Below are 13,190 nucleotides of genomic sequence, written 5' to 3'. Positions count from 1 at the left end.
TCTTATTCCTCTCCTGCAGGCTGCCTGCGACAGATCGCCTGCGGAAGGACATAAGAATTATGAAATCGCCCTCATTAATCATCACCCAACTACCAAGAAAAACAATAGATGTATAACCATATAGAAATAAGTTACTAAATGAACACATTGACAAAAAGACTCTTCTGGATGGTCATATCCTGTTTACCGTTTATCTCATCGGGATGTAAACAAAGCAAGATTGCCATAAAAGAGAGCTCCATCAGTGACGCTCTCTACCAGAATCTACCTTTTGAAATGCCCAAAGTACAGCAACCGGTTTTTCCTGCTTATGAGGTAAGCATTGAGAAATTCGGAGCCAAAGGCGATGGTCTGTTTCTGAATACCCAAGCAATCAACGATGCTATTAAAGAGGTGAATCAACGCGGAGGGGGTAAAGTGATTATCCCGGAAGGCATCTGGTTGACAGGACCTATCGAACTGTTGAGCAACGTGAATTTATATACGGAACAAAATGCTTTGGTGCTCTTCACCAGTGATTTTGAGGCATATCCTATCATTGCCACTTCTTTTGAAGGGTTGGAAACGCGTCGTTGCCAATCGCCTATTTCCGCACGCAATGCAGAGAACATCGCTATCACAGGATATGGCACATTTGACGGAAACGGCGACTGCTGGCGTCCGGTAAAAAAAGGTAAACTGACTGCTTCACAATGGAAAAAACTGGTAAACTCAGGAGGGGTTCTTGATGAAAAACAAGAGATATGGTACCCCACGGCCGGTTCTCTGAAAGGTGCAATGGCTTGTAAAGATTTCAATGTACCCGAAGGTATCAATACAGACGAAGAATGGGCTGAAATCCGTCCGTGGTTGCGCCCGGTGTTGTTAAGCATCGTCAAAAGCAAGAAAGTACTGTTGGAAGGTGTTACTTTCAAAAACTCACCAAGCTGGTGTCTGCATCCATTGTCTTGCGAGGATTTTACAGTCAACAATATCATGGTCATCAATCCGTGGTATTCCCAAAATGGTGACGCTATCGACCTGGAATCTTGCAAGAACGCGCTCATTATTAATAGTATATTCGATGCGGGAGATGATGCTATCTGTATCAAATCCGGTAAAGATGAAGACGGCCGCCGTCGCGGTGAACCTTGCCAGAACGTTATCGTTAAAAATAATACGGTACTGCACGGACACGGCGGATTCGTAGTAGGTAGTGAAATGTCGGGTGGTGTGAAGAACATCTATGTAGAAGACTGTACATTTATGGGCACAGACGTAGGTTTGCGCTTCAAGAGCACTCGCGGACGTGGCGGTGTGGTAGAAAACATCTACATTAATAATATCAACATGATTAACATTCCGAACGAACCGTTGTTGTTCGACCTATTCTACGGTGGAAAAGGTGCCGGCGAAGAATCGGAAGAGGATTTGCTGAACCGCATGAAGACAAGTATTCCTCCGGTAACGGAAAAAACACCTGCTTTCCGCAATATTCATATCTCTAATATTGTTTGCAGAGGTTCGGGACGTGCCATGTTCTTCAATGGTTTGCCAGAAATGCCGATCAGCAATATTACCGTTAAGAATGTCGTGATAACAAAAGCTACAGACGGTGTTGTTATCAGCCAAGTTGACGGAGTTACTTTGGAAAATGTATATGTAGAATCGTCTAAAGGTAACCATATATTAAAAGCCAAAAATGCTAAGAATCTGACCGTAGACGGAAAGGTTTATGAAGAATTGGGAGCGAAAGAAGAAATTTTAAGCCTCAAATAAAGTTCACTGCAAAAAGAAAACCACAATATCATTATATAGAGTAAAAAGCTCAAATAGCAGACTATAATCTTTTCAAAAGATAGACAGTCTGCTATTTTTTTCTGTTACTTTTGCAAGGAGAAATACGACGTATAATTTCAGCCTTAGAAAATCATGAAGAAGAATCTTTTTATTTTTACTTTCCTTTTAGGAGTTTTCAGTTTGTCTGCCCAGGCGCAGAAACTGGAGAAAACCATCACAGTTGAAGTACAAAACAACTGGAATCAGGCCAAAGCGGATGCTCCGGTTGTTATCAACCTGCATGAGTTGCACGCCGGCTTCAAAGTAAAATCCGCTGTTGTCATGGAAGGAACAAAGGAAATACCATCGCAACTGGATGATTTAAACAGAGACCGCAAGATGGACGAACTAGCCTTTGTGACCGACCTCCCTGCTCACGGTAGAAAAACATTCCAGGTTACACTCTCTTCGGAGAAAAGCACGAAAACTTATCCGGAAAGGGTTTATGCCGATATGTTTATAGTAGACCACCGGAAAGGTAAACATCAACGGGTACAGGCTATCACCGTTCCCGGCACCAGCAATATATACAGCATGGTACGTCCGCATGGTCCGGTTCTGGAATCGGAGTTGGTGGGCTATCGTCTTTATTTCAATGAGAAACAGACACCGGATATTTACGGCAAGTTCAACAAAGGACTGGAGATCAAAGAATCGCAGTTCTACCCGACGGATGAACAGTTAGCTAAAGGATTCGGAGATGACGTACTTCGTGTGTTCGACAGCTGCGGACCGGGCGCACTGAAAGGTTGGGACGGACAAAAAGCGACGCATATCACTCCGGTAGACACCCGCACAGAACGTATCATCTCTTATGGACCGGTGCGGGTGATTGCAGAAATTGAAGTGACCGGATGGAAATATCAGGATCAGGAACTGGATATGATGACACGCTACACGCTTTATGCCGGACACCGCGATCTTCATATCGAAACATTCTTTGACGAACCGCTCAATAAAGAAGTTTTCTGCACAGGTGTGCAAAACATCGTAGGCACTTCCAAGTCTTTCTCCGATCATAAAGGGCTCGTAGGAAGTTGGGGAACAGACTGGCCGGTCAACGACACTGTGAAATATGCCAAAGAAACTGTAGGGCTGGGCACTTGTATCCCTCAACGTTATGTGAAATCGGAAGAAAAGGATAAAGCCAATTTCCTTTATACCATTACCGCTCCAGGAAATAAATATTTCCAGTATCACACGACTTTCACTTCGATGAAAGAGACATTCGGATATAAAACACCGGAAGCATGGTTTGCTCATCTCCGCGAATGGAAAGAAGAGCTGGCTCATCCGGTGACAGTGAAAATAAAAGATAACCGTACCAATAAATAGGGTAGAAACAAATACAACTAAACAAAAATTACGAGGTATCTACCAATTTTTCTATGACTCTGCACAAATATTCCTCCTTGTGCAGAGTCTTTTTATTTACCTTTGCCATCAAATTATATCTATAAATAATCTATCTATAACATGAAACGATTGACACAGACTTTAGCCTTTTGCTTATTAACGGTTTTCACCGCAGTAGCACAGAAGAACTATGTATCTGAAGTATGGGTTTCCGACCTCGGAAACGGTAAATACAAAAATCCGGTGCTTTATGCCGACTACTCCGATCCGGACGCTTGTCGCGTAGGGGATGACTTCTATATGACTTCATCCAGTTTCAACTGCTTGCCGGGATTGCAAATCCTTCATTCCAAAGATTTAGTCAACTGGACAATCATCGGTGCCGCAGTTCCCAATGCCCTCCCTCCTATCGAAACTCCGGAACGACCGGAACACGGAAATCGTGTCTGGGCTCCGGCTATCCGTCATCACAACGGTGAGTTCTATATCTTTTGGGGAGATCCTGATCAGGGTGCTTTTATGGTGAAAGCCAAAGATCCGAAAGGTCCGTGGAGCGAACCAGTCTTGGTGAAAGCGGGAAAAGGTATCATTGACACTTGCCCGTTTTGGGATGAAGACGGGAAAGTATATATGGTACACGCATACGCAGGAAGCCGTGCCGGACTGAAAAGTGTAATCGCTATCTGCGAACTGAATGCGGAAGCAAATGCAGCGATCACTCCTTCTCGTATTATCTTTGACGGTCACGAAGCACATCAAACTTGCGAAGGTCCTAAAATGTATAAGAGAAACGACTATTATTATATCTTCCATCCAGCAGGCGGCGTACCGACAGGCTGGCAGGTCGTTCTACGTTCTAAAAACATCTACGGTCCTTACGAATGGAAAACAGTCCTTGCGCAAGGTAACTCTCCAGTCAACGGTCCTCATCAGGGTGCATGGGTGGATACTCCTACCGGAGAAGACTGGTTCCTCCACTTTCAGGATGTCGGCGCTTACGGACGTATCATGCATCTTCAGCCGATGAAATGGGTAAACGACTGGCCTGTGATCGGTATCGATAAAGACGGTGACGGTTGCGGCGAACCTGTCTTGACTTACAAGAAGCCGAATGTAGGTCAAACATATCCTATCTGCACTCCGCAGGAAAGTGACGAATTCGACGGATATACACTTTCTCCACAATGGCAATGGCACGCTAACATCAATGAGAAATGGGCCTATTACGCAGGCGACAAGAGTTATGTGAGGTTATATTCTTATCCGGTTTTAAAAGAATATAAAAATTTGTGGGATGTAACCAATCTGCTCTTGCAGAAAACTCCTTCTGATAATTTCACCGCAACAATGAAACTTACGTTCAGCCCTAATCCTAAACTTAAAGGTGAACGCACCGGACTTGTTGTTATGGGCAGAGATTATGCCGGAATCATTCTGGAAAATACAGATAAAGGACTAGTGCTATCTCAAGTTGAATGTAAAAGAGCGGATAAAGGAAAACCGGAACAAGCAAATGCTTCTGTCGATCTTTCTCAAAATACGGTTTACCTGAAAGTTCGTTTCAGTTGTGATGGCAAGAAAATCAAGGGTAGCGAAGGCGGACATGATCTCATTGTGATGTGCAACTTCAGCTACAGCCTCGACGGAAAGAAGTATCACCCACTAGGCAATCCTTTCCAGGCAAGAGAAGGACAATGGATCGGTGCTAAGGTCGGTATGTTCTGCACACGTCCCGCTATCGTTACTAACGACGGAGGATGGGCAGATGTAGACTGGTTCCGGATTACTAAGAAATAGTTTCAAATTTAGTTCCCTAGTTTGAAACTTCTAGTTTCATGCCTTGAAACTGTTAGTTCCATACAGTGAAACCATTGGTTTCTTGGTGTGGAACTAATTGTTTCAAGCTGAGAAACTAAAAGTTCCGTGACAAGAAACAATTCTTTCCAAAGGAGAAGATAAAACCCGGCAAGTAGGAAAGGATTTCTTTATCTTATCTTTTTTACCTATTTTTGTATCGGTAAAAGAGATTAAAGGAGAACAATCAGATAGAGTAAGAATGAAGAAACTAGTTATATTTGACCTGGATGGAACATTGCTGAATACCATCGCCGACCTTGCCCACAGCACCAATTATGCTTTAAATAAATTAGGATACCCCACTCATGAAGTAGAAAAATACAACTTCATGGTAGGCAATGGCATCAATAAACTCTTTGAACGCGCATTGCCCGAAGGTGAAAAGACGGAAGAAAATGTACTTCGTGTACGCAATGAGTTCGTTCCTTATTACAATATTCACAATGCAGATGATAGCCGACCTTATCCGGGCATTCCAGCGTTATTATCTTATCTGCAATCCGCAAGTATTCAGATTGCCGTAGCTTCCAACAAATATCAGGCCGCTACCGAAAAGCTCGTTGCCCACTACTTTCCGGAAATTCATTTCACTGCCGTTTTCGGTCAACGGGAAGGAGTCAATGTCAAGCCTGATCCAACAATCGTTTTTGATATATTAAAACTTGCCAATGTACAAAAAGAAGATGTTCTTTATGTAGGCGATTCCGGTGTAGATATGCAAACAGCAGCCAATGCCGGTGTAACTGCCTGCGGAGTGACATGGGGATTCCGTCCACGTACGGAACTGGAGGAATTTAACCCGGCATATATAACAGATACTGCCGAAGAAATAAAAAAAATGGTTCTTTAATGATGATATTCTTATAAGAATAATTATGATTCGGCAAGTAAAACTTCAATAGTCTCAATAAGTTCTCTTGCCGGAGCTTTTATCGTGCTGATTTCATCCTCTGATATTGAATAAATGCAATTATAATCCCCTTTTTGCCGTAATTGTTCCATACGCGCCAAAAAGCTTCCCAAACGTGCACTAATTTTGCCTGTTTTTATAAAATTCAAGCCAAAGCAAGCTATCAACCCATCATGGGTTTTACATGATCATCCATTTTGTATTAATAAAGCCTGAACAGCATGAAAACAAGCATAATAATATCCATTGGAAGCAATATCCCAATACTTCATATCAAACATTTCATCTGCTTGTTTCAAAAATACTTTAGCTTCCTCCAGCTGTAATATCACCAAAGAATTACGTTCTTCATCTGTCAATTTCATACTAATTCAATTCCTTCCTGCTCTACATTTTTATAAAATGGCGTAATACAACTTGCAGCCCATTCTTTCATCGTATACATAATCGGATTAATCCGCGCTCCCAAGTCCCATCCCAACATAGTTAAGGGAAAGCTTACCTTATCATAATCTTCAGGCTCCAATTTTTCTTTATCTAAGATAATCAAAATATCCCAATCAGAATCAATCCGTGCATCCCCACGCGCTTGAGAACCAAACAACAAAGCCTTGCCACCTTTTGGTAAATGCTCTGTCAATGCCTGCTTAATAGACTCTAATATTTTATTTGCATGACTTTTCATATTCGTCTCCCTTTACTCTTCTACAAATATACAATAAATATCAATATAACAATATGACCTACAAGAAAATCGCTCTTGCTAATAATTCATGTTTAGTTCTTATCCATGACTAATATAAATAAAGAATAAAATCTAATATTACATATTTTCCGTACAAATTTCAATATCACTTTCCTTACAATGCATTTTCTTTGCAACAGGTAAAGAAAGGCTCATCTTTGTGTGCCTCAATCCAAGAACAATAGTAATCTAATTTATTATAAAATGAAAAAGCATCTTATACTATTTTTTGCAGGAGTAATATTGAGTTACGGGAATATAAAAGCACAAACAGCTCCCGATAAAAAAGAAATTCTCAAAGTAACCCTTCAGGTGAACGACTATTTCATGAAAAAATATGCCGATTATCGCACTCCTTCTTTTGTGAAAAAAGTAGTTCGCCCCAGTAATATCTGGACACGAAGTGTATATTACGAAGGCCTAATGGCACTCTACTCCATCTATCCCGCAGACGAATATTATCGCTATGCCAAAGAATGGGCGGATTACCACCAATGGGGCTTCCACCGTGGGACAACTACCCGTAATGCAGATAATTACTGCGCCAGCCAAATCTATCTCGATTTATACAACATTTGCCCCGATCCTGAGAAAATACGGAAAACGAAAGCCAATATGGATATGCTGGTCAACACTCCACAAGTAAACGACTGGTGGTGGATAGATGCTATCCAGATGGGGATGCCTATATTTGCCAAAATGGGAAAACTTACAGGCGCACAAAAGTACTTCGACAAGATGTGGGATATGTACGAATATACCCGTAATAAACACGGAGAGAACGGAATGTTCAATGTCAAAGAAGGTTTGTGGTGGAGAGACCATAGTTTTGAACCTATGACTCTAACCGCTTATATTTCAGCTACTTTGCTTTCAAAATTTCAAATAGGTAACGAAACAGTAACGATTTTCAACCGTTAAGCCTGTCCAACTTTGACCGCTGTTTGTCTGCCTAACTTTCGGGTTCAAAGATACGGCATTCTTTTGAAACTCGCAAATATCTGATAATAAATATTTTTGGGTTAGTGCAAGGTGCAAGCTATATATATAAATATATACTTGCACCTTGCACTAAAAAAAAGCACTGGGGTACAAATGGTTAAAACAAAATCCGTATCTTCGTAACCGATTAAAAACAAACGTGTATGATAATAACTAACCGTGAAGAAGTAATAGATAAAGCGTTCGGAGTATTTGTCAGGATGAACTACGAGAAAGCAAGCATCATCACGCTTGCCAAAGCCTGCGGAGTGACAAAAACGGGCATCGTTTATTATTTTCCGCACAAGCTGGATTTATTCATGGCTGTGGCAGACAAATACGTGCTAAAAATGCACGAACCGGGAAACAAGTTTGCCGCTCCTGCCGATACGTTGGAGAAGTTCATCGGGCAATACGTGGCGGGGGTAGCCGCTTCCATGAAAAGGATTGTTGAACTGATTGACGATAATAGCAGCCCGCATGATTGTAGCCCTAACTTCTACTACTTTCATTTCCTGTCACAAGTGCGTATGTACTATCCGGGCATCAGGCAGAAAATTGAGAAAATCTACCGACAAGACTATGACCTATGGGAGAAAGTCATACAAAAAGCAAAAAACAGCGGGGAAATCAGAAACGACACGGACGTGAAGAAAACGGCTACCATGTTCCGGCAAATGTTTTTAGGACTGTCATACGAACAAGCATTTCTGAACGGTCTAAACGTGGACGAACTGGCAGAAAACTTTCGCTATATCTATTCGCTGCTTAAAGCCTGATACAGTTTTGTTTTTTTAACTTCTATTATTTTTGAACGTATGTTCAAAATGTGGCGTTTTTGTTTTATCTTTGGAGCATGAAGCAAAATTCAGCGACATGGATAAGGTTCAGAAACAAAGAGGAAGCATCGTGCTACACAAAGAAACAAGGGACGGTGCAGACTACATACGGATAGAATATGCGAACAGTCAGGCTGTAACCCAACTGCTCGCCCAAGACACGGGTATGGAAATGGCTGGCAACGGCTCTGCATACATGGCATCAGCCGCTTTCAGCCTGCCGGATTTCTACGACCGCTATTCGCCCCACGCCTATATTGATTACAGCCGGGTTTACGTGCGGCATCCCAAACCTAAAAGGGAATACACACTGCCGAAAGGCTACCTCGAACTGCTGGAACAGAAGCGTTACAGCCCCTCGACCGTCAAAACATACCGTGCCTATTTCAGCGACTTCATGGAATATCACAAGGGACGGAACATCGACCGCCTGAAAGTGCCGGACATCAACAAGTACATACTCTATCTTGTGAACGAGAAGAAAATCTCGGTGTCGCAACAGAATATGCGCATCAATGCTATCAAGTTCTATTACGAACAGGTGAAAGGCGGCAAACGGCAATACTACGGCGGTATCACCCGTGCCAAAGAGTACAAGAGCCTGCCCGAAGTGTTGAGCAAGAATGAAATTAAGCGCATCCTTGCACAAATTTCCAACATCAAGCATCACTGCATGATTTCGTTGGTTTACTCTGCCGGACTTAGAAGAAGCGAATTGCTTAACCTGACCCCGCAGGACATCAACAGTGAAACAATGTCGGTTCGCATTATGGGCAAGGGGAAGAAATGCCGTTATTCGCTCCTTTCACCCAAGTTGCTGGAAGAACTACGGCACTACTTCCGGGAATATCGCCCACAAAAATGGTTGTTTGAGGGCGAAACACCCGGAGAGCAATATTCGGCAAGTGCATTGGTGAAAGTGCTGAAAGAAGCCGCACATCGTGCAGGCATCAAACACCGTGTACACGTACACATGCTGCGCCACTCCTTTGCCACACACTTGCTGGAACAGGGAACAGACCTGCACACGATACAGGAATTGCTGGGACACAACGACATCAAGACCACAACCATTTATCTTCATGTGTCAAGTGCCCATAAAGCAAAAATCCCTAATCCTCTTGATACACTGGATAATTCGTGAGGTGCAGTTATTAGAGATTAGGAACTACACCATGAGGTGTGGTTATTAACGCATTATAAGCAATATACACCAAATTATGAACGAACAAGTACAAGAACATTTTAGCTGTGCTGATTGGCTCCTAATACCTGCATCCGTTAGAAAAGATATTGCAGACATATTGGGGCTAACCCTTTTGTCTGAAAATGAACAATGGTATAACAACCCTATACTTTGTACTACTTATGAAAATGCAGACAATTATCTTAATGACCTTTTACCGAGGGTTGATAAGATATTGATTTCGTCATTCATTAACGGATATTATATCGTTGAAGGAAAATGTTTGCGATATATTTACGAAATATTGGGTAAAAGGCTTTCGGCAAAATGTGGTATCTATTACTTCTCTATAGATTTATGGGAATATCGTTACGCTTATGGCTATTATGAGAGTAGCCAAGAAAAGCGTTTCTATTGTGCCGAATTAGATGCTACCGGAAATCTACAAGAAGAAGACAGAGGGTGTGTATTAAGTTGTGAAAATGATGCAGAAAGCCATATCCCAAAGATGAAGATTGAGGACGAGCAAGTTCCTAATTCTTGGTTTCTTCCTTTAGGTATAATGTTCAACTTAGGGATAACGGATGCCGAGATTCAGCAAGCTCTTAGTAAACTATGCAGCATTTATACGCTGAATAGCACAGATGCTAAAATGATAAAGAATATAATAACCGAAAAATTTAGCTTATAACAAGGTCGAGATAACAGCTAAACGCTGTTCCTCACCAAACCATTAGATGTAATTATATGACATGAAAATCTATGAGAATAAAATATTGAGAATACTTGGATTTATTTTTATTTGGATTTATGTATTCGGTGTGGGCATTTGCTTTGCTGCAAAATGGTATGCTATTGGAATATCAGGAGCTATCTTATTGGTTGTTTGGTTAAATTCCGGACTTATTGGTGATACTATTTATAAATATAGAGTAAAACAGGCTACAAAACAAATAAAAAGGTATGGAATACAATTATTTGTTGATTTAAACCAATGTAAAGTCACTACACAGAAATGGAATACCAAGAAATTAAGGATGCAAGAGCCTATCTTTCGGATATTCCATACATGGGAAATCCAATTTTGGAATGGTGTCAGTGGCTATTTATTCCCTGACATTTATCATAGTGAACAAATCGTGTCCACTACAATATACACCGTAACGTACACAACCAAATACAATGGAAAGACAAAAACATTTCGCAGTGATGCAATCTTGAAGGAAAAAGTTTCATTGGAAATGCTATTGCAACACTATGGAATGACAACGATTTACATAAATCCGAAGAATGACAATCAATATTATTTTGATTTGGATTTTCTAAAATAGATACAGCTAACAACGCAGGATAACGGCAAGCCGTTCCTTGCTGAACCATTAATATTAAATGAGAAAAAACGATGAATTGGTATAAGTATTGGTATTACACAATTTATTTCATTTATGACCATTTCAGTAAAAACGCTGAAGATAACAAAATATATTCCATTGGATTTTTTTCCTTAGTTATATATATGTTATTTACAGTGTTGGGATGCTTTATAAATAATTTCTTCGACTTTGAATTAATTGGATATATTGCGCATCCCTTTTCCCATTTGATATTCATATTAATTACATTTCTTATAAACAACCTCCTTTTTGACAATACAATAAATGCAAGAAAAGACAGGATGCTTTATAAAGAATTTAAAACACAAAGAAAAAATGTTTTCTTTATCTTATTGACAATTGGAATTATTTTCATGTTCAACTACAATGCTATTTACTTAAAGAAATATTTTTTCTAATTAGGACAACAATAATATTAACAAAGAACGACAACCCCTGAACGCAGTTTCTTGTCAAGCCATTAACAATATGAGTAGCCTTATCACAGCAAAGAGATTTGGGAAAGTTCTGATATGGGTATGGAACAGATGTATAAAGAAAACTGCCATTCCTTATGAAGAACTTGATTTCCATTACCCCGATTGGGCTTTCATTATTACAGGTTGTATCTTTTTCGGGGTTGTGGTAGGTGTTACCCTGCTTTATTTTGCTTTTATAAAACAATAGACTATTTACAATGAAAGCCCGACTTAAATACCCGATATTCAGCTTTGCCCCCAAAGGCAACATGATATACGTGTTTCGCAAGGAAGAACTGTACACAACGACCAATACCGAGTTGTTGAAGAAGCGGAAGAACTACATTGTAGTGGATGCAACCGGGACGAAATATGTTGAAAAGGGGGCGCACAAAGTGAAGTGGCAAGGGATATTCGGATATTGTATCAGGATGCAGGGACGTGTGATTTCCATTGAATACGAGTACGGGGACAACCCCGAACCGTTCCCGTTACGGAAACTGCAAGAACTGGTAGCGGAACGATACCCCAAGACACGGTGGTTCAAGGAAGAATGCTGGAACAGCGCAGACGAGTTCCGGCAAGCGATTTTCGCCTGCAAGACCTTTGAGGAAGTGGCGGACATACTGATGCCCGAACGAAAAACGAGCGTTTGGCAGCGCATTGAAGAATATTTCCTGCGGGCAGGTTTTCTTATGCTTGCCGCCATGTTCCTTTATCACGTGGTTTGGCGGCTAATCCAAAAGTTTTGGCTATGGGCTACCGGGTAACGTACAGAAAACAAATCAATTTATTCAGATATGGAACAACGGATTACATCATTATTGCTTCCTGCTCCCGAAGCGGAGTTGGAAGCGTCCTGCAAGGAACTGGACGAAAAGGTAACATGGCTGCTGCACAACAGCCGGAAAATGGACAACTATTTGGAACTTGAACCGTTCAGCAAGGACGGGCGGCTGTGCGCCCACGTGTGCGACACGCTCAAAAGCCTGCCGGAAACGCCGACACTGGCGGCATACAAGGACTACAAGGCAATCATTATCCTGCTGGGTATGTCCACCACCCATTACGCCATACTGGACGAACTGGCGGAACAGCACCGCAAGCGGGACGAGATACCCGAACTGACCGCCTACTGCGATGCGCTCCACTGGATGCGACCGGGACGGCAGTACCTCTGCAACGTGTACAACACGGTATGCCACACTTTCCACCTGCTACGGAGAAACCCGGTAAGGGACAACCGCCTGCTGGTGACGGAAAAGGAACTGCGCCACGCCGAACGGATGCTGCCGGAGCTGGGCAGGCAGACATTCACCGAAATGGTGCGTCTGAAAGGCTACATGGTCTATGATGCCGAGCAACTGGCGGACAAATGCGGCATGGAATACGGCTCGTTCCGACGGAAGGTAAAGAAAATGACCGGGTACACGGCTAAGGAATGGGTGATAAAGGAGCGTGCAAAGGACGTGGAACACTACCTGAAGAACACCAACCTCACGCTTACGGAAGTGGCGTTCACCACCGGGTTCGCATCGACATCGAACCTGAACGACTTCTGCAAGGCTTACTTGCTGAACACACCGGGTGAGATACGCAGAAAAGCGCAGGAAACAAGAAAATGCACAGTTACAAGAACGTAATGT

General features: G+C 41.9%; 12 protein-coding genes and 2 pseudogenes. 12 read left to right on the top strand and 2 right to left on the bottom strand.

Annotation, left to right across the window (positions count from 1 at the left end):
• Window positions 1-138 precede the first annotated feature (138 nt).
• From A4V03_RS02510 to A4V03_RS02490, 4 genes are all read left to right on the top strand, one after another.
• Window positions 139-1,758, top strand: coding sequence for a glycoside hydrolase family 28 protein (locus A4V03_RS02510; protein ID WP_065537825.1), 1,620 nt, complete (start codon window positions 139-141; stop codon window positions 1,756-1,758).
• 153 nt (window positions 1,759-1,911) lie between these two features.
• Window positions 1,912-3,153 (top strand): DUF4861 domain-containing protein, encoded by a 1,242-nt coding sequence (locus tag A4V03_RS02500; RefSeq protein ID WP_065537824.1) that lies wholly within the window; start codon window positions 1,912-1,914, stop codon window positions 3,151-3,153.
• 141 nt (window positions 3,154-3,294) lie between these two features.
• Window positions 3,295-4,971, top strand: coding sequence for a glycoside hydrolase family 43 protein (locus A4V03_RS02495; protein ID WP_065537823.1), 1,677 nt, complete (start codon window positions 3,295-3,297; stop codon window positions 4,969-4,971).
• A gap of 259 nt (window positions 4,972-5,230) precedes the next feature.
• Window positions 5,231-5,881 (top strand): HAD family hydrolase, encoded by a 651-nt coding sequence (locus A4V03_RS02490; protein WP_065537822.1) that lies wholly within the window; start codon window positions 5,231-5,233, stop codon window positions 5,879-5,881.
• Window positions 5,882-5,904: 23 nt separating this feature from the next.
• Here A4V03_RS02490 and A4V03_RS02485 read toward each other — a convergent pair.
• Window positions 5,905-6,306: pseudogene (locus A4V03_RS02485) on the bottom strand (HEPN domain-containing protein).
• Window positions 6,303-6,626 carry a nucleotidyltransferase domain-containing protein gene (locus A4V03_RS02480; RefSeq protein ID WP_065537821.1) on the bottom strand — a complete coding sequence of 108 codons (324 nt, stop codon included), beginning with the start codon at window positions 6,624-6,626 and terminating at the stop codon, window positions 6,303-6,305. The pseudogene A4V03_RS02485 and the gene A4V03_RS02480 overlap by 4 nt, the downstream one beginning before the upstream one ends.
• 264 nt (window positions 6,627-6,890) lie before the next feature.
• Between A4V03_RS02480 and A4V03_RS02475 the strand changes: the two are divergent.
• From A4V03_RS02475 to A4V03_RS02435, 8 genes and pseudogenes are all read left to right on the top strand, one after another.
• Window positions 6,891-7,523: pseudogene (locus A4V03_RS02475) on the top strand (glycoside hydrolase family 88 protein); the annotation flags it as partial.
• 308 nt (window positions 7,524-7,831) lie between these two features.
• On the top strand, window positions 7,832-8,446 hold the full coding sequence (locus A4V03_RS02470; RefSeq protein ID WP_065537820.1) for a TetR/AcrR family transcriptional regulator: 615 nt from the start codon (window positions 7,832-7,834) through the stop codon (window positions 8,444-8,446).
• Between the two features lie 97 nt (window positions 8,447-8,543).
• Window positions 8,544-9,650 carry a tyrosine-type recombinase/integrase gene (locus A4V03_RS02465; RefSeq protein WP_065540254.1) on the top strand — a complete coding sequence of 369 codons (1,107 nt, stop codon included), beginning with the start codon at window positions 8,544-8,546 and terminating at the stop codon, window positions 9,648-9,650.
• Between the two features lie 76 nt (window positions 9,651-9,726).
• Entirely contained in the window at window positions 9,727-10,383 is a 657-nt protein-coding gene (locus A4V03_RS02460) for a hypothetical protein (RefSeq protein WP_032581318.1), read from the top strand.
• 61 nt (window positions 10,384-10,444) lie between these two features.
• On the top strand, window positions 10,445-11,023 hold the full coding sequence (locus tag A4V03_RS02455; protein ID WP_065537819.1) for a hypothetical protein: 579 nt from the start codon (window positions 10,445-10,447) through the stop codon (window positions 11,021-11,023).
• Between the two features lie 531 nt (window positions 11,024-11,554).
• Entirely contained in the window at window positions 11,555-11,752 is a 198-nt protein-coding gene (locus A4V03_RS02445; protein WP_065537818.1) for a hypothetical protein, read from the top strand.
• 10 nt (window positions 11,753-11,762) lie between these two features.
• Window positions 11,763-12,314, top strand: a complete 552-nt coding sequence (locus tag A4V03_RS02440) for a hypothetical protein (protein ID WP_004326093.1) — start codon at window positions 11,763-11,765, stop codon at window positions 12,312-12,314.
• 30 nt (window positions 12,315-12,344) lie between these two features.
• Entirely contained in the window at window positions 12,345-13,187 is an 843-nt protein-coding gene (locus A4V03_RS02435) for a helix-turn-helix domain-containing protein (protein ID WP_065537817.1), read from the top strand.
• The last annotated feature ends 3 nt before the right edge of the window (window positions 13,188-13,190 follow it).

The sequence above is a fragment of the Bacteroides caecimuris genome (genome assembly GCF_001688725.2).
In the GTDB taxonomy this organism is placed as follows: Bacteria; Bacteroidota; Bacteroidia; order Bacteroidales; family Bacteroidaceae; genus Bacteroides; species Bacteroides caecimuris.
This window is presented reverse-complemented; position numbering and strand designations above follow the sequence as displayed.

Coding starts and splice junctions, on each gene's coding strand:
- A4V03_RS02510 (WP_065537825.1), top strand. CDS start 139: ATGAACACATTGACAAAAAGACTCTTCTGGATGGTCATATCCTGTTTA.
- A4V03_RS02500 (WP_065537824.1), top strand. CDS start 1,912: ATGAAGAAGAATCTTTTTATTTTTACTTTCCTTTTAGGAGTTTTCAGT.
- A4V03_RS02495 (WP_065537823.1), top strand. CDS start 3,295: ATGAAACGATTGACACAGACTTTAGCCTTTTGCTTATTAACGGTTTTC.
- A4V03_RS02490 (WP_065537822.1), top strand. CDS start 5,231: ATGAAGAAACTAGTTATATTTGACCTGGATGGAACATTGCTGAATACC.
- A4V03_RS02480 (WP_065537821.1), bottom strand. CDS start 6,626: ATGAAAAGTCATGCAAATAAAATATTAGAGTCTATTAAGCAGGCATTG.
- A4V03_RS02470 (WP_065537820.1), top strand. CDS start 7,832: ATGATAATAACTAACCGTGAAGAAGTAATAGATAAAGCGTTCGGAGTA.
- A4V03_RS02465 (WP_065540254.1), top strand. CDS start 8,544: ATGGATAAGGTTCAGAAACAAAGAGGAAGCATCGTGCTACACAAAGAA.
- A4V03_RS02460 (WP_032581318.1), top strand. CDS start 9,727: ATGAACGAACAAGTACAAGAACATTTTAGCTGTGCTGATTGGCTCCTA.
- A4V03_RS02455 (WP_065537819.1), top strand. CDS start 10,445: ATGAAAATCTATGAGAATAAAATATTGAGAATACTTGGATTTATTTTT.
- A4V03_RS02445 (WP_065537818.1), top strand. CDS start 11,555: ATGAGTAGCCTTATCACAGCAAAGAGATTTGGGAAAGTTCTGATATGG.
- A4V03_RS02440 (WP_004326093.1), top strand. CDS start 11,763: ATGAAAGCCCGACTTAAATACCCGATATTCAGCTTTGCCCCCAAAGGC.
- A4V03_RS02435 (WP_065537817.1), top strand. CDS start 12,345: ATGGAACAACGGATTACATCATTATTGCTTCCTGCTCCCGAAGCGGAG.